This is a genomic window from Photorhabdus sp. RM71S (assembly GCF_042879355.1).
Taxonomy (GTDB): Bacteria; Pseudomonadota; Gammaproteobacteria; order Enterobacterales; family Enterobacteriaceae; genus Photorhabdus; species Photorhabdus kayaii.
The window spans coordinates 116380-133248 of record NZ_JBHFKV010000006.1 but is presented as its reverse complement, the minus strand read 5'-3'; the positions used below and the strand labels follow the sequence as shown (position 1 = coordinate 133248).

Below are 16869 nucleotides of genomic sequence, written 5' to 3'. Positions count from 1 at the left end.
CAGAATTTGTAGAATGCTTTGTGCATAAAGAAGAGAAAGAAACACTCCTTGTTTGCCCACTCTCCTTAAGCAGCCTCTATTCAATCAGAAATTTCTAAATCCAATGCCTCGAATAGGCGTGTTTTTGTGCGTTTACTGATGGCTAATGCAAGAGTACATTACGCATTAATGAGACTTTCAGCCGATATGCCAAACTGCTTATTCAGTTTCCAAATTATTTATGTCTTTTACTATAAAGCCCAAAAAAGCACCGCCAATAATTGTGGCGACATAATCCTCAAAAACATTGCCAGCGGATAAACCGTCGCATAAGAAAGCGCCGCAGCCCCATTAGTACTGTGAATAGCATTAGCAAAAGCCAACGCGGGGGGATCAGTCATTGACCCGGCAAGTACCCCACATAAGCTAAGATAATTCATTTTAGCGACTATACGGGCCAGAATACCGACTGTGAGTAACGGAATAATCGTAATTAAAACGCCATAACCTACCCAAATCAGACCATCCCCATATATAAGAGTGTTAATAAAATCACCACCAGATTTCAGCCCAACAACAGCAAGAAACATCACAATACCCAATTCACGCAATGCAAGATTAGCACTGGGAGGCATGAACCAATATAGCTTACCAATGGTCCCTATTCGCCCCAAAATCAAAGCGATCACCAATGGTCCACCTGCTAGTCCAAGGCGCAAAGCAACGGGGAAACCCGGAATAAACAACGGAATTGATCCCAGTAATACCCCAAGACCAATCCCGATAAATACAGGCAACATCTGTACTTGCTGGAGTTTATGTTTTGCATTGCCTAACAGAGAAGCTACCGCTTCAATAGATTCAGGGCGACCAACAATATTTAAAATATCACCAAACTGTAAGCTAGCATTATTACTGGCAACCAATTCAACTCCCGCACGGTTTAATCGGGTAACAACCACATCATATTTTTGCTTAAGATTCAGTTCACGTATCCGTTTACTCAACACTGCGTCATTAGTCACAACCACTTTGGCAGATTGCAACGTATTACTTGATGTAGACAGAGAAATATCCACTTCCTCACCCAACACCAATCTAACTTTATCCAAATCTTCCCGATGACCCACCAAATATAGGAGATCCCCACTCTGAATCACTGTGGTGGATGAAGGCACCATAAGCAAATCGTCACGTTTCAAGCGAGAACAAACCACATTATCACGGTTAAGTAGGGGAATATCCTGCATACATAACCCATTCAAGTTTGGGTTACGAACTGCAATATTCATGGTTTGCAAAATTTCGCGACTACAACCATTTTGGCTATCAAATTCTTTAGCTTCACGTTCAATATTCACTTTGAAAAATAGCCGTACCAACCACATCACCAGTAAAATACCGCAAATCCCCATTGGGTACGCCATTGCGTATCCCATGCCCATTTGGCTGACAAGGGCAGAATCTGAACCAAGATCCGTCAGAATTTGTTGACCGGCGCCGAGAGAGGGAGTATTCGTCACCGCACCAGAGAAAATACCCAGAATAATTGGCAAAGGAACATGAAACAGTTTATGAATAATCGCCGTTACCAACCCACCGATAATCACAATGAATACCGCCAGGCCATTCAGTTTCAGTCCCGATCGTCGTAATGAAGAGAAAAAACCCGGCCCTACTTGGATACCAATAGTGTAAACAAACAGAATCAAACCGAATTCCTGAATAAAATGCAGCATATCGCTGCTCAATGTCAGTTCATAAGTTTGAGCAAAATGACCGACGATAATGCCACCAAACAGCACACCACCAATACCTAATCCAACTTCATATATTTTCCAGTTTCCAATCCACAATCCAAATGCAGCAGCTAATGCCAACATACTCACTGTAAGAGCAATATCACTCATAACCCGTTTCCTTTACCAAAAGTTAAAAAACCGGGAGATTAGTTCTGTTTACTCTCTGATTCTGTCAGAAATTAAATAGCCGTTATGTGGTTAATCACACAAATTATAAGGATTTATCACCCCCCAAAGGAGCACAACACTCATTAGAACGTTATTATTAACAGACAAAAGCCAAATCGTTTTAGCCTTAAAATTATTTAAGTTATATACCCTATGGATTTCAAGATGCATCGCGACGGCAAAGGAGCGAATCCCCGGGAGCATAGCGAACGATGTGACCGGGGTGAGTGCAGCCAACAAAGAGGCAACTTGAAAGATAACGGGTATAAGCTATTCAAATCATTATGATGACTTACATTATTTTTTATTAATTAAAAAACAGAAAAAAATCCTGTTACATAAAAAATTCACGACTTTTTGATATCAGTGCTATGGTCAATGTTGCATGACGTGATTATAGTGATTGATGTCAAAGCTCTTCATTAAGAGATTTGGGAAAATAAAAATCACCCAACAAACTTATGCAAGAGCAAACTATTTCAGCGGCTTAGCCATACGAGATCGATAGAACCGATGAAGAGTAATAAATTAATTCTATTTTGCGTCACATTAGGATGGTTGTTAATCAGCGGGTGTACCAGCATCATGACACATTCAGGGCCTAGCCGCGGTTATTATCCCGGAGCTAAAGCTAACATTGAAATGTTAAAAGACAAAGATACGGGTTGGGTAATGAAACCATTACTCGCGATTGATCTGCCTTTTTCTGCGCTATTAGATACTCTCTTATTACCTTATGACTATATAAAATCTGACGAAGATCAATCAACAAGTTCACCAAAAGAGCGAATTGAAAAAATAGAAAAAGCACAACGTCAAACCAAAACCAATTAATTGATAATCCGTTCCGGTTTATTTATTGCCACCAGCGGAGAGTGAGCTGACGGCAAATATATTTATTTCAATCCGGTTTCCACCAGGAAAATTTGCATATAGCCATCGACTTCACGCATAAATGCAATATGATGACTATCCGGTGAAATCACCACCGCTTCCGCAGCAGGCGCTTTTTCTGTACGCTTCGTCAAACGTTGCATCTGACCATTTTGTACATTGCATAGCATCACGCTGTTATCACAAATAAAAGCAACAAACTGACCACTAGCTTCCCAACTAAAAGCAGATTGAATACCACAGTAACTCTGCGTTATTTGACGAGGCTCTCCACCATTTGGCGATATTGTCCACAATTGCACAATACCATTATCATCTTTCATCAGAAAACCAATCTGTTCACCATTCGGTGAAGCACGCAACCAGTGACGCGGGTTATTCACAACTCCCGGCCAACGTTTGTGGCTGGTCAATGTCAAACGACGCTGCATTACACTGGCAGGCGGCGCGGGTAACGTTGTTTCCGTACCTTCCAGCGGTTTTCCCCCTGCTACCGCATAATCAGCGTCCTGTTCAGGTAGATCAACGATATAAACTTCCGGTACTTTTTCCCCTGTTGCAGAAATGGTATCGCCAATAAATGCCAACGCCCAACGCTGCCAATTACCATCCGCTTTACGATATCCTGCTTGACCTACCCAACATTCTTCATAGGCGCGGTTAATATCATCACTGCCCGGCTCCGGCTGAAAAGCAGTAGTACTAACCACAACGGAGAAATAGCTACCATCATATTCACGGGGATGGTGTTTAGGTGGTTCAACTGGTTTCAGGGGCACAGCAACAGCGATATTGCGCAAATCCAGCACTGGATCAAGCTCATGCATAACATGGTCGTTATAAGTAAAGCTCAGGCGGCTACCATCTGGGCTGAATACATGAACGTGACTGCCTCCACGCAGCGCTCCCGGAGTATAAGGGGCAGTAATATCCATTGCATCCAGCGTAACCGCTTTTCCCGGAGAATCCTCACTGACAATTACGCCCCGACGGTGATGAAAGTCATAGTGCCATTGCTCATCTGGGAATTCTGGCCCATGAATAAACGCATATCGGACAGGTTCTGTTGGGCTGACTGTCACTACGCCAACATGAGCGCCCTCCTTTGCCTGATAGATAATGTCTGTTTTTCCACTCTGTACATGAATTTTTTCTATCGTTAAACCAGTAAAAGAAGCACCATGAGGACGCACATCATAAACTAACCACTGACTGTCTGGTGTCCAGACATTAATATTAGTAAGCTGGTAGCTACGGTTATCTAACGTGATTTGCCGTTCCTGAAAGGCCATTTTATTATCCTTGCATCAGGTTTTTTCGGATAAATAATATTAATCCGAAATGGATGGAACTAAAAAATTTCAGTCGAGACTTTACCACTTCGACATTACTCTTACTTTTTTATGCTACGTACATTTCATTTCTATGTTACTAAGTGTTCTTTATATCATTGGTATTACAGCTGAAGCGATGACCGGGGCTTTAGCCGCCGGCCGCCGTAAAATGGATATGTTCGGCGTGATTATTATTGCTTCCGTAACGGCGATTGGCGGTGGCTCCGTTCGAGATATACTACTAGGGCATTATCCCCTCGGTTGGGTTAAGCACCCTGAATATATCGTCACCGTTGCCTGTGCCGCCGTAATCACCACTTGGGTTGCGCCGATGATGAAACATTTACGCCGCCTGTTTCTGATCCTTGATGCCATTGGCTTGATTGTCTTCTCCATTATTGGCGCACAGATTGCGTTGGATATGAACTATGGCCCAATCATTGCTTCCATTGCGGCAGTTATCACCGGTGTTTTCGGTGGCGTGTTACGCGATATGTTGTGTAACACCATTCCGTTGGTTTTCCAGAAAGAGATCTATGCGGGTGTCTCCTTTACCGCCGCCTGGTTATATATTGGCTTACAGCACACACCGTTACCGCAAAACGGCATTGTTCTGATTACCCTGATCGCCGGTCTGACAGCAAGATTGGTTGCTATTCGCTACCGTCTTGGATTACCGGTCTTTAATTACGAACACTCCGATCACTGAGCCATATCAGCGGGGTTAACCACCACCCCGTTTTCCCGGTCAAAACCTGTTATCCTTGCCACTGACAGTTTTTCCGCGATTGCTTTAATCTGCGTGTCATTGACAAAATCAGACAACTTTTTAAATTGCCCGGTAGTAAGTTGCTGTTTTAACTGTGTTCCGGCTAATTTCTGCTCCAGTTGCAGCCAGTGAACAACATCGTCAGGCAACTTATCCATATAAGGCACTCCAATCCCTTTCATCCAATAGGAAAAAGGCTGATTTTTTGCCTTGCTGAATTGTGAATAAATAGCCTGTGCTCGTTTATCTCCAATTCCCGGTAAGGCAGCAATTTGTTGAACTGAAAGTGCTAACCAACCGGTTAAATCAGTGACTAACTTCTGTTCGGTCAACATTGCCCAACTGCCGCTACTGACACCTGTCATTTGCAGATTTTCACCCAGCCATTTCAGTCGTGCATTAAATTGTTGTTCACAACCCACCGTTAACGTCAAACAACTCAGCGCATGATAACGCTGCTTATCCGGTGGCTGAATATCCTGACGCTCTTTGATCCGCCATACCACCTGAGCTAATTTCGGGATACCATGACCTGCCAATGTAAGCGTCACCCGATCCCCCGGTAATACATCCAACTGTCGCCAACGACGAACAGAACCAATATTGACTCTACTTATCTGCCGATCATCCAGTTTCACCTTATCCAGCCCAAGCACCACTGAGATTTTGCCCGTTCTGCCAATAGTAAAATTAACTTCCCTGACTTGTGTGACCTGATGGCGTAAAGGGTGTTTCCATGCCACAGCCCAACTGTTAGATCCAGACCGCCACTGGTTTCCTTTAGGTTCAATTTCCTGTTTCAGCACGATACCGTCTGTAGCAAAAGGCATGGGTTGTTCAAAATAGTGCATCCGCAGTTTCTGCACCTGCTCTGGTTCCTCTATTTTATGACTGTAGCGAAGCGCCAATGGAAACCCCATATCTGCCAGTTTGCGCAATTTACTTTCCATCTCCGCAGGGCCATCCGGCCAACTCCAGATAAATACACCGACTTGCTTTAATTCTGACGAATGGTCCTTACGCATCATCAAACCCGCAACCCGATTACGAGCGCCATCACTCCCCAATAATTGCTGTCTATGCCCCTCTTTATGCAGAAAGAGTTCTCCTTGCAATACCAAATCAGGTGGAGCATTTTCTATATTCTGCGGAATATCGGGAATATGTCGGCTTTTTGCTGTCCAATTTACCCCTTCGGCACCATTGCCCCGGCTGATTAATGAAACGAGTTTCCCGTTCTGATAAACCAATGTTACCGCTACACCATCAATCTTTGGCTGTAACCAGACAGGTAATCTACCGTGCAACCATCGGTTAATTTCCTGCTCGTCTTTCAGTTTACTTAATCCGGTATGAGCAACCGGATGAACAAGCTTATTATCGGGAAAAACTTCCACAGGAAAATCTGAATGGGGTGCTTGTTTCAGACAGAATTGCCAATGAGTCAGCTCCGCCATTAATTGATCATAAACCTCATCATCGATCTCGCTGATCCCTTTCTGACGATAGAGCTGATCCCAGTGAGCCATCTGTTGCATCAAGCTTTTAGTTTCACGTTGTAATTTGTCCTGCGACCATTCGGGGCAATTCTTTTCTGTATTCGAAACAAAAATTTCAGCCGCAACTATCGGTGAACTGAAAACAATGAACAGAATCAATATCAATAAATTAAGCATCCGTGCTCCCTGGCTATCCATGCATAACGGCAAAATAGAGGATAAAGAGATAGTGTCCAAGGCAGAGATAATAACTTTGCGAAGCGGTTCGAAGAATAAATGCCTAAAATCCCCAAATAACGAATTATCTCTATTCAACTACCAGATAACCCTCAGCAATTCGAAATACAATGTTAACCTCTATGATTGCTTGTTATTTATCAATTACGATTTTTTTAATTTCTGTGCAGAGCTGAGGCCGATGCATCATGCTTCCAGAACCTCAACTACCTGCTCTGTACCACTCATAAAACTAACCAGTTCCCTACGGCCACCTGGGTATTCCTTAATAACCATTCCTGCTGGAGTGTCAAACTCTGCATAATAAATTGGTTCACCCGCATTGAGGTGAGCACGCGCCTCTGAACCATCGTCATTTGCCAGTTGAGCATCAAAGATAGCCATAAAAGTGCGCTCTTGCGCCGCTAAAATCCAAAGCATTAGCTAACCCAAATGTAAAAGCTGAGTATGATGCGCTAGAGCCAAAATTCGAGCTAATTAATACTCTATTACGAATACGGCACGCTGCTGGTTTAACGCAAAATCAAGTTGCACAGCGTATGGGAACGAAAGAAGCGAATATCTCCAGGCTTGAAAAAGGAAATGGAAGCCCAACATTTAAAACACTATTGAACTACGCCAAAGCGTGTAATTGTGAACTACGTTTTAGCTTCAAAACAACTTAATCCAAACAGTTAATCAATCTATTAAGTATTGTTTTGTTATTGTAAACCATTAACCAATGGCTGAAACAAAGATAATAACTCAGCCTGTCATGTATTAATTTAAAATACCAACTTACCCGCCCTCGGTTATCACCAAAATCGACTTTCAAATAAAGATTAAAAAACAACAATTTAACCAAGCAGCTTGGGAAATAAATATTAAAAACCACATAGAACGGGTATTACGACAAAAACTTAATAACGCCTTATTTCCTGCCTTCCTATTAATTATTACTAAATTAAGTTATTCGTTCACATAGTAATAGTAATAGTCATAGTCATAAAGATGTATATCCTCACTAAATTTCTCTGCCTAAATCTCATTATTATCACTCTTGTAATTTATCTGTGAAAAACAACCTAAAAACCACTACCAACAATCAGATTTAACATTAACCTGAGGTTATCAGCCGATAACTATTTCCTATTATCTTTTTTTAAAAATAATTGCTAATCTTATTTATGTCTTCGTAGCAATAGAAATTCAGCTTAACCCGCAAGGGATAGATTTTATGGCATAGGTTCCCTGTAGGTAAAGGTAAATCCGATATAACCTTAAGTTAGGAGAGTAATATGAATCAAGACGATTTCTCCTCAAACATGAGTTCCAGCAATACTCTTACATGAACGAAACCGTGTAATAACGACCTGCACGGGTGACCCGATGCAGAGAATAATCATCTGAAAAAGGAGGGCCCTTAAAAGGCCAATACAATCTGGCCGGGACAGGGTTATCACAGAGAATGAAAATTTTTAATATGGCAACCGGGGAACTATCCCCATCAGAGTATTATCAACCTAATCCTGCTACACCCCCTTGGAACCCAACGTGGGCAATCAAAGCTCTCGGGCATCCGGTGATATATGGGAAAGACAACAGGGGTAAGCCAATTCGTTACCCAGAAGTAGGTACCAGTACCTTATTGAATGTCTTTCCGACAGTAATAGATCATAATTTTCCAAAGCCGAGAGTAGACGATATGACGCTGGAACAAGGCAAGTTCTGGATAAATGCACAAAACAGCATCTTCAAGATCCCACGTGTGGTCACAGGTAAGTATATCTGTCAGATGGTTGCCAAACGTAAAGATGGACGTCCAGGGAAAGCCACAGTAATCCTCAAGATGGATGCTACCGTTGTAAATTATATACTCTACAGGTTCAAGGGAGACAAAAACGTTATGGAATCTAGCGTGAACGACCTGATTTACACAGCAAGCTGCCGAGGGACCGGATTTTCATGGGAGCGTAAACCCGAAGAGAAATTTGAGTGGGAAAGTAAGTGGGAAAACGCGGTACTGTCAATTAAAATGCAAGACACTTGCGATTGGATTTATGATGTTGCTTTCTGGACGCCACCAAACAACAATCCAAATGGTCAGTTTAAAGACCCAGCCATCCTGAGGCCTAATAGCTAACCTGGAGAAGCCAGATCCCTGTAATAACTCAGATAACCTATCCGGAATGAGAAGGCAGGTAGCAGCAATAAATAAAAATCTTTAACAGAACAACCGGGGAGTCATCCCCGGTTGAGCACTCAATGAATACGGATAAATATACTGAGCTATCATTTACCCTGTTTCTTATTAATATGAAATATATTAAAATAGATAATCCGTTTCCGTAACGGTCAGTTTTTACATAAATCATTTAAATATCACTATTCGGAAATTAATTCCTCCTGACTTGCCTCATTCACACTTATCCATATTATCGACTTACTTATTCATGCCACTCTTACAATATTTTTATTTCAATTGCTATATATTGCAAAATGGTGGTGTGATCACCTTGGGAAATAATGCTGATTGTCAATCAGTGACTGCTCCCCGCCGTAAAAAACGGTGAGGCTTCTCACTTCTCAGGCCGCCACCGTCTTTATGACGGATTTAGCTGGCCTCCATGGGCAGAAACGACGAGTCCCGCCGCTGCGGCTTTGTATTCCAGTTTCATGAGGAAGCTATTCCAGCCCGCATCCCCGATAACGCGGGCAAGCTGGTGATCCTTCATTATATTAGCCGATTTCAGCGTCTCATTAATTTGAAATATTAGCTTACCTGCCCTCTGTTATTACCAAATTAAGTTACTCGTTCACGTAATAATAGTCATAAAGATGTATATCCCCGCTAAATTCCTCTGCCTAAATCTCATTATTACCACTCTTGTGATCTATCTGTAGAAAATAATCTAAAAACCACTACCAACAATCAGGTGTAGCATTAACCTAAGGTTATCAGCCGATAACTTTTTTCTATTAGATTTTTACTTAAATAATGTCTAATATTATTCATGTCAGTAGAAATTCAGTTTAACCCGCAAGGGATAGGTTTTATGGCATAGGTTCCCCTGTGGGTAAAAGGTAAATCCAATATAACCTTAATTAGGAGAGCAATATGAAGGATATTGTCTGCCTAAACTCAACAAGTTTTGCTTTCACAGCCCTACGAGCAGACCGTAGTGTAGTCGCTTGGGGAGGCAGAAATGACGAGGATACTAAAGCATACGGTGAATACGATTAATTGCCCTATTAAGTATTTTTTAGTATGAACCACTAAAAATATACTAAAGACTGACACAACAGTAGATTTAGCAGCACATCGCTATTCTACACGCTACCCTCTGAGTTTTTGGGATACAAATACCCAAGGTTACATTGGCCGAGATAGTTTTCCATTCCGGCCTCAACTCAATAAACAATAGTCATATTGAATTATCCCATGTGTATCAGCCAGCAATTGCTAATAAATCTAGCGGCGATAGTAATAGCAGAAAATGGTAGGCAAATATACCTATACCCTATGGATTTCAAGATGCATCGCGGCGGCAAGGGAGCGAATCCCCGGGAGCATAGATAACTATGTGACCAGGGTGAGTGAGTGCAGCCAACAAAGAGGCAACTTGAAAGATGACGGGTATAAAGGCTCGGAAAGCAACATAAGGTCATGCGGACAGTCAGTGCAAAGTGGTATTTGACTTGGGTTTCCTCCGATAAACAGGAGGTGAATAAGAGCCGGAGTCCAGAGGCTAATTGAACAAAACCTGTCATTAAGACAGATAACGTGTAGTAACGACCTGCACGGGTACCCGATGCAGAAAATAATAACCGGAAAAAGGGGAATCTCTGAAAGGTCGATGTCATTTGACCGGGACGGGATTACAGCAATAAATGAAAATTTCTCACGTAACAACTGGGGAGCTATCCCCATCTGAATATCCCATGAATGCGGGTAACACATTCATCAACAGAATGAAGCAGGATATTGGCCGGATAACGGCACATTACCGCCAGTGGCCGGTATGGATGATGTGCGTGTCTGTAGGGGCGCTCTTTTCCACCTCGGTATTTGCCGCTGCTACACCCAATTGGAACCCAAGTTGGGCAATCAAAGCTCTCGGGAATCCGGTGATAAATGGGAAAGACAACAACGGTAAGCCAATTCGTTACCCAGAAGTGGGTACCAGTACCTTATTGAATGTCTTTCCGACAGTAATAGATCATAATTTTCCAAAACCGATAGGAAAAGAGATGATGCTAAAAGACGGCATGTTCTGGGTTAGAGCACAATACAGACTCTTCAAGGTGCCACATGTGGTTACAGGTAAGTATACCTGTAAGATGGTTGCCAAACGTAAAGATAGATCTCCAGGGAAAGCCACAGTGACCCTCTATACGGATGCTATCGTTGTCAATCCAGACATCTACTGGTTCAAGGGAGACAAAAATGTTATGGAATCTAACGTGAACGACCTGACTTACACAGTAAACTGCCTAGGGACCGGATTTTCATGGGAGCGTAAACCCGAAGAGAAATTTGAATTGGAAAGTAAGTGGGAAAACGGGGTACCCTCAATTGAAATGCAAGACACCTGCAATTGGATTCATAATGTTGCTTTCTGGACACCACCAGACAACAATCCGAATAATAGGTTTAAAGACCCAGCCATCCAGAGATCTACTAGTACGGATAGTACGGGCAGTGCTAACCTAGCGAAGCCAGATCCCTGTGATAACCCAGATAATCTATCCGGGGTGAGAAGGGCAGATAGCCGCAATAAATAAAAATCGTTAATAGAACAACCGGGGAGTCATCCCCGGTTGAGCACTCGAAGTACATTGGAAATAGATAACCCGTTTCCATTAACGGTCAGTTTTTACGTAAACCATTTAAATATTACCATTCGAACATTAATTCCTCCAGACCTGCCTCATTCACGCTTAACCCTATTATTTATTTACTCGTTCGCGTTACTCTTTCAATACTTTCATTCGTATGACATCTCAATGTATGTGATATTTTCTTTACCGGAATACATCCGCCAGATTATCAACCAATCACTTTTTTCTACTATCTTTCTATGCAAATAACAGGTAATGTTATTCAGCGACAATATAAATCTGGCTTAACTCACAAGAGTAGGTTTTACCTTATCGATAGAAATACCGCCAGTAAAAACTGACGGCAGTAAGAGCTAAAATCCAATGAGGTAACGTGTAATGACAGCTTGCACGGGTACCCGGATACAGAAAATAATAATCGGAAAAAGGAGAATCTCTGAAAGGTCGATATAATTTAACCGGGAGGGGATTACAGCAATAAATGAAAACTTCTAAAGAATATTATGCTCATGAGTATAAACAACCTAGTCGACCTCAAATCACGAGTAATCCTCAAATCATAGACTGGGTTCCTGAAAAAGCCATTTTAGCTCTCGGAAACCCGAAGATATATGGGAAAGAGAATAACGATAAATTGGTTCGTTATCCGGAAAGTGGGACGAGTACCTTAGTCTTTCCTAAAGGTGATCCACATTTCGATTTTCCAGGGACACGTTTACCTGATACCGCAGTGTTAAAAGATATGATGTTCTGGATTAAAACGAAAAACCGAATCTTCATTGTTCCACATGTTGTTACAGGAAAGTACACTTGTAAGATAATAGCCTCCCGCAAAGATGGCCTGCCAGGAGAGGCCACCATAACACTTTATACGGATGCAATCGTTGAAAATAATGAGCCCCAATGGTTCAAAGGGGACAGTAACGTAATGGAGTCTAAGCTACTCGATCTGTGTTACGAAGTATCTTGCGAAGGAACGGGTTTTTCATGGCAGCGAAAACCTGAAGAGCAAGTTCAATTCGAAAATAACTGGGAAAATGGGGTGCCGTTAATTATAATGCAAGACAGCCAAGATAGCCAAAATGTGATCTATAGCCTTGTGCTCTGGTCTGCACCCGTTGATTTAAATCCCAATTTTAAAGATCCTGCCATCCTTTTACCCAATGAATAAAATAATAACCAGCAGAAACTAAGAGTAAAGGTCATTTATCTGGGATGAAGTGATAGCAACACAATGAAAATCTTTAACCCGACAACCGGGGAACAATCCCCGGTTGAATATCCAATGAATACGGATAATATACTGAGTTATCATTCACCTTGTTTTTTATCAATCTGAAATATCACAATATTCAATTCAAGTTATTATACTGATTTTCCAATAAAAATTAAAAAAGCGATAACTTCTCACTTCAAATGAGAAGTAAATAACCAATTACTGTAACTGTTAATATTTACACTAACCATTTAATATCATTACGTCGTGTTTAACTCTTCTGAGTCACATCATTCACGTTCAATCATATTATCCGTTTACCTTTTCATGTTATTCTTTCAATACTTTCATTCGTATAACACCTCAATTTATGTGATATTTTCTTTACTGGAATACATCCACAAAATTATAAACTGATCGTGTTTTTCTATTATCTTTTTATTCAAATAACAGGTAATGTTATCCAGTAGCAATATAAATCTAGCTTAACTCGCGATAAACCGATTTTATCTTATAGGTAAAAGCAAACCCAATATTAACCTTATTTAGGAGAGCCAATATGAACCAAAATGACCATCTCTCATCAAACATGGCTACCGGTGATCGTTTTATCAAGCAAAACCTAAAATCAGGAAGAGAAAGTAACTCTGGTGGCAATACCTCCATCATCTCTATTGAATTGGCAGACGATTCGTTACCGGCAAATAACATTTCTATTAAATTGAAAACCGCCATGTTATTGCAAAATGGCAGAGTGATCACTTGGGGAAAAACCCGGTATGATACACAGGAAGTCCCGCCATCAATTGCCGAATTTGCCGAATCGCAAGGTATCGTCAGCCTAAGCGCAACACACTCTGCATTTGCAGCCTTGCAGGCAGATGGCCGCGTGTCTACCTGGGGTCCATTCATCAATGGCCTACTCCCCTCAGCATCAGTGGATAAGATGAAGAATATTGTCAGCGTGAGTTCAATTCCAATAAGAGATGTTTTCACGGGCCTGCGGGCGGACGGCAGCATAGTCTCTTGGGGAGCAGTGGATTTTTTAAACACGGCTCTGCCAAGAATGTGTGGATTATCGCTACACAATATCATCAGCCTAAGCACAACAGAGCAATCTTTTGCCGCCTTACGGGCAGATGGCAGCGTCGTCTCCTGGGGATTGGATTTTTTGCCAACCCCACCCGAAATTGCCGCATTAAAGGATATTGTCAGCCTACACTCAACAAATAATACTTTCGTGGCCCTACGAGCGAACGGCAGCGTTGTCTCTTGGGGTGTGGAAATTATCCCGCCAGAAATCGCCAAATTACAAGATATCGTTAGCATAACTACCAATTATGATTATGTCGCAGCCCTACGGGCAGACCACAGCGTCGTTTCCTGGGGGGGAATAGTGGTTCCACCCGAAATTGCCGCATTAAAGGATATTGTCAGTTTAAGTGCCACACCGTATGCCTTTGCAGCCTTGCGAGCCGACCGCAGCATCGTTGCCTGGGAAGATGATATGGGCAGTGGTCTAATCCCACCTCCCGAAATTGCCGCATTAAAAGATATCGTCAGCCTACACTCAACAACAGGTTCATTATCGCGATTTACAGGCTCATTTGCAGTCCTACGGGAAAACCGCAGTGTGGTTGCCTGGGGAAATATCGACACGGGTGGAACATTACCACTTAAGATTGCTCAACTGAACGATATCGTCAGCCTGAGTGCAACATGTAGTGCTTTCGCAGCTCTGCGGGCAGATGGCAGCGTCGTTGCCTGGGGACAACCAAGTCGCGGTGGTTATGTGCCACCGGAAATTGCTAAGTTGAAGGATATCGTTAGCCTGAGCGCATCAAACTCTGCATTTGCAGCCTTGCGAGCAGATGGCCGCAGGGCAGGTTGGGGAGGAGGAGATGCCGAAGCACATGGTGAATACGATTAATCAGTAAATGTGTCTTTTAGCAGGAGAGACGCTGGCCTGAAAATTGAGTTAATCCTCATAATCTCTTCACCTGTTATGAACGGGTTAACACACTGCGTTGACCGCCAGCAAATCGAATACCGCAATACAGGTGCTTACATCCTTTAAGCAGAAACCCAGTTTGACGGGGAAGAAATAGGTTTTGCGGCACAGAATTCCTACAAATAAATCCGATACAGCCTTATCAGGAGAGTAATATGAATCAACATAACGAGTTCTCATTCAGCACAGAGACCAAAGACACTTTTATCAAACAACGATCTGGAAGAAAAGCTATCAGCTATGATAGCAATGGCGTCATAGACTCTAATAACTCTGGAACCGCCATATTATTACAAAATGGTCATATCGTTGCCTGGGGGGATACGGACCACGGTGGCGAACTCCCACCTGAGATTGCTCAACTGAGCGATATTGTCAGTTTAAGTTCAACATATGCTGCTTTCGCCGCCCTGCGAGCCGACCGCAGCGTCGTTGCTTGGGGGAATGCGGGCTACGGTGGCAAAATCCCACCTGAAATTGCTCAACTGAACGATATTGTCAGTTTAAGTTCAACATATGATAGTTTCGCCGCCTTGCGAGCCGACCGCAGCGTTGTTTCTTGGACCAGTAGTTATACCAGTTATGTCCCATTAGAAATTGCTCAGCTGAATGATATTGTCAGTTTAAGTACAAATGATAATACTTTCGTTGCCCTACGGGCAAACCGCAGCGTTGTTGCCTGGGGAGAGGGTATCCCATCAAGAATTGCTCAGCTGAATGATATTGTCAGTTTAAGTATAAATGATAATGCTTTCGCTGCCCTACGGGCAAACCGCAGCGTTGTTGCCTGGGGAGAGGGTTATAGCAATTATGTCCCATCAAAAATTGCTCAGCTGAATGATATTGTCAGTTTAAGTGCAAATGATGATGCTTTCGCTGCCCTACGGGCAAACCGCAGCGTTGTTGCCTGGGGAAGGAGTGATAGGAAAAATGTCCCATCAGAAATTGCTCGGCTGAATGATATTGTCAGCCTAAGTTCGACAAATTCTGCTTTCTCGGCCTTACGGGCAAACCGTAGTGTCGTTGCCTGGGGAGATCTAGATAATGGTGGCATACTCCCACTCGATATTGCTCAACTGAACGATATCGTCGGCCTGAGTGCAACAAATTCTGCTTTCGCGGCCCTGCGGGCGGACCGTAGTGTCGTTGCCTGGGGGAAGCCAAGTACCGGTGGGTTTATTCCGCCCGAAATCGCTAAATTGCAGGATATTGTCAGCTTAGACTCATCGGGGCGCGCCTTTACGGCTTTGCGAACAAATGGCAAACGAGTTGGCTGGGGAGGCGGGGATATTAAAGCACATGGTGAATACGATTAATTGCCGATTAAGCCATACTCTTTCATTGTAACCCGGTGACTGCTCCCCGCCGTAAAAAACGGCGAGGCTTCCCACTTCTCAGGCCGCAACCGTCTTTATGACGGATTTACGCTGGCCTCCGTGGGCAGAAACGACGAGTCCCGCCGCCTGTAATGCTGTTATGCCCTTGCGCTGGATGTTGATCGCCGCATTGATATCGCGGTCATGTTCGACTCGACAGAAAGGGCATTGCCAGATCCGCCCGCTCATGGACTGCCGCCAGACGTAATCGGGCCTTGCCGCGGTTAGCGCTGCCCTTTTAAGACAGTAAAAACACTCAAAATAACGCGCTTTTTCATCTCAATGCGTCGGATATTATAGTGCTTCTTAAATTAATGATGTCATGCAGTATGAACTGCTATATCCAGCTTTCTATTTAACTGATGCAAAGCCAGTTCAACTATTTCAACCTTTGATGAATGTTCAACATCAAGAAGCCTATCAATCTGTGGCCCCTTTTGCCCCAACCGACGCGCAAGATCTGCTTTGCGTGTTCCTGTTTCTATCATTGCATTATGCAATGCCACTTTCATTACGACGAGAATAGGAAGACTGACGACGTATTCACCTTCCTCCAACACTGATGCTTCAGGTATAGGCCGACGTTCGCCTATTTCTATAGAAATAGCCGTAATCAACCCATCAATAGATTCGAGAAGCGCTTCATCCACTGAGTCACCTACCGAGTTGAATAAGGGAAGATCTCGACAACTAGCCACATAACTTCCCGTTTCTTCGTCATATTCCAGCTTTATGGGATAATTAAACATAGTACCTCCCTTGA

The 16869-nt window shown here is 42.9% G+C and carries 12 protein-coding genes and 3 pseudogenes; 8 read left to right on the top strand and 7 right to left on the bottom strand.

Annotated features, from left to right (window positions below; genetic code table 11):
* Window positions 1-230: 230 nt before the first annotated feature.
* The gene (locus tag ACGF5R_RS05600; protein WP_387690038.1) at window positions 231-1889 is read right to left on the bottom strand and encodes a putative transporter; all 1659 of its coding nucleotides are present in this window, start codon (window positions 1887-1889) and stop codon (window positions 231-233) included.
* Between the two features lie 573 nt (window positions 1890-2462).
* Between ACGF5R_RS05600 and ACGF5R_RS05595 the strand changes: the two genes are divergently transcribed.
* Window positions 2463-2783: a YceK/YidQ family lipoprotein gene (locus ACGF5R_RS05595; RefSeq protein ID WP_112878610.1), complete on the top strand. Its 321-nt coding sequence runs from the start codon at window positions 2463-2465 to the stop codon at window positions 2781-2783.
* A 62-nt stretch (window positions 2784-2845) separates the two neighbouring features.
* Here ACGF5R_RS05595 and ACGF5R_RS05590 read toward each other — a convergent pair whose 3' ends face one another.
* Window positions 2846-4135, bottom strand: a complete 1290-nt coding sequence (locus ACGF5R_RS05590) for a DUF3748 domain-containing protein (RefSeq protein ID WP_387690036.1) — start codon at window positions 4133-4135, stop codon at window positions 2846-2848.
* Window positions 4136-4268: 133 nt separating this feature from the next.
* On the opposite strand from ACGF5R_RS05590, the gene ACGF5R_RS05585 reads away from it, so the two are divergent.
* The gene (locus ACGF5R_RS05585; protein WP_112878612.1) at window positions 4269-4886 is read left to right on the top strand and encodes a trimeric intracellular cation channel family protein; all 618 of its coding nucleotides are present in this window, start codon (window positions 4269-4271) and stop codon (window positions 4884-4886) included.
* On the opposite strand, the gene ligB is transcribed toward ACGF5R_RS05585, so the two are convergent.
* Window positions 4880-6622, bottom strand: a complete 1743-nt coding sequence (gene ligB, locus ACGF5R_RS05580; RefSeq protein WP_036846157.1) for an NAD-dependent DNA ligase LigB — start codon at window positions 6620-6622, stop codon at window positions 4880-4882. The genes ACGF5R_RS05585 and ligB overlap by 7 nt on opposite strands.
* 246 nt (window positions 6623-6868) lie before the next feature.
* Window positions 6869-7102: a hypothetical protein gene (locus ACGF5R_RS05575; RefSeq protein ID WP_387690033.1), complete on the bottom strand. Its 234-nt coding sequence runs from the start codon at window positions 7100-7102 to the stop codon at window positions 6869-6871.
* A gap of 35 nt (window positions 7103-7137) precedes the next feature.
* Between ACGF5R_RS05575 and ACGF5R_RS05570 the strand changes: the two are divergent.
* Window positions 7138-7347, top strand: a pseudogene (locus tag ACGF5R_RS05570) (helix-turn-helix domain-containing protein); the annotation flags it as partial.
* Window positions 7348-8144: 797 nt separating this feature from the next.
* Window positions 8145-8804 (top strand): hypothetical protein, encoded by a 660-nt coding sequence (locus tag ACGF5R_RS05565; RefSeq protein WP_387690031.1) that lies wholly within the window; start codon window positions 8145-8147, stop codon window positions 8802-8804.
* A 499-nt stretch (window positions 8805-9303) separates the two neighbouring features.
* Here ACGF5R_RS05565 and ACGF5R_RS05560 read toward each other — a convergent pair.
* Window positions 9304-9426 (bottom strand): annotated as a pseudogene (locus ACGF5R_RS05560) (RNA-guided endonuclease TnpB family protein); the annotation flags it as partial.
* A 1126-nt stretch (window positions 9427-10552) separates the two neighbouring features.
* On the opposite strand from ACGF5R_RS05560, the gene ACGF5R_RS05555 reads away from it, so the two are divergent.
* The 4 genes from ACGF5R_RS05555 (at window position 10553) to ACGF5R_RS05540 (ending at window position 16046) form a co-directional block, all read left to right on the top strand.
* Window positions 10553-11446, top strand: coding sequence for a hypothetical protein (locus tag ACGF5R_RS05555; protein WP_240000842.1), 894 nt, complete (start codon window positions 10553-10555; stop codon window positions 11444-11446).
* Between the two features lie 538 nt (window positions 11447-11984).
* The gene (locus ACGF5R_RS05550; RefSeq protein ID WP_112878895.1) at window positions 11985-12674 is read left to right on the top strand and encodes a hypothetical protein; all 690 of its coding nucleotides are present in this window, start codon (window positions 11985-11987) and stop codon (window positions 12672-12674) included.
* 604 nt (window positions 12675-13278) lie between these two features.
* Complete coding sequence (locus ACGF5R_RS05545; RefSeq protein ID WP_387690029.1) at window positions 13279-14649, top strand: hypothetical protein; 1371 nt, start codon at window positions 13279-13281, stop codon at window positions 14647-14649.
* Between the two features lie 236 nt (window positions 14650-14885).
* Window positions 14886-16046, top strand: a complete 1161-nt coding sequence (locus ACGF5R_RS05540) for an RCC1 domain-containing protein (RefSeq protein ID WP_387690027.1) — start codon at window positions 14886-14888, stop codon at window positions 16044-16046.
* Between the two features lie 78 nt (window positions 16047-16124).
* Here ACGF5R_RS05540 and ACGF5R_RS05535 read toward each other — a convergent pair.
* Both ACGF5R_RS05535 and ACGF5R_RS05530 read right to left on the bottom strand, forming a co-directional pair.
* A pseudogene (locus ACGF5R_RS05535) lies at window positions 16125-16286 on the bottom strand (zinc ribbon domain-containing protein); the annotation flags it as partial.
* A 140-nt stretch (window positions 16287-16426) separates the two neighbouring features.
* A complete protein-coding gene (locus ACGF5R_RS05530; protein ID WP_112878898.1) occupies window positions 16427-16855 on the bottom strand; it encodes a hypothetical protein in 429 nt (142 codons plus the stop codon).
* Between the last annotated feature and the right edge of the window lie 14 nt (window positions 16856-16869).

Coding starts and splice junctions, on each gene's coding strand:
- ACGF5R_RS05575 (WP_387690033.1), bottom strand. CDS start 7,102: ATGCTTTGGATTTTAGCGGCGCAAGAGCGCACTTTTATGGCTATCTTT.
- ACGF5R_RS05585 (WP_112878612.1), top strand. CDS start 4,269: ATGTTACTAAGTGTTCTTTATATCATTGGTATTACAGCTGAAGCGATG.
- ACGF5R_RS05550 (WP_112878895.1), top strand. CDS start 11,985: ATGAAAACTTCTAAAGAATATTATGCTCATGAGTATAAACAACCTAGT.
- ACGF5R_RS05540 (WP_387690027.1), top strand. CDS start 14,886: ATGAATCAACATAACGAGTTCTCATTCAGCACAGAGACCAAAGACACT.
- ligB (WP_036846157.1), bottom strand. CDS start 6,622: ATGCTTAATTTATTGATATTGATTCTGTTCATTGTTTTCAGTTCACCG.
- ACGF5R_RS05555 (WP_240000842.1), top strand. CDS start 10,553: ATGAAAATTTCTCACGTAACAACTGGGGAGCTATCCCCATCTGAATAT.
- ACGF5R_RS05590 (WP_387690036.1), bottom strand. CDS start 4,135: ATGGCCTTTCAGGAACGGCAAATCACGTTAGATAACCGTAGCTACCAG.
- ACGF5R_RS05545 (WP_387690029.1), top strand. CDS start 13,279: ATGAACCAAAATGACCATCTCTCATCAAACATGGCTACCGGTGATCGT.
- ACGF5R_RS05565 (WP_387690031.1), top strand. CDS start 8,145: ATGGCAACCGGGGAACTATCCCCATCAGAGTATTATCAACCTAATCCT.
- ACGF5R_RS05595 (WP_112878610.1), top strand. CDS start 2,463: ATGAAGAGTAATAAATTAATTCTATTTTGCGTCACATTAGGATGGTTG.
- ACGF5R_RS05600 (WP_387690038.1), bottom strand. CDS start 1,889: ATGAGTGATATTGCTCTTACAGTGAGTATGTTGGCATTAGCTGCTGCA.
- ACGF5R_RS05530 (WP_112878898.1), bottom strand. CDS start 16,855: ATGTTTAATTATCCCATAAAGCTGGAATATGACGAAGAAACGGGAAGT.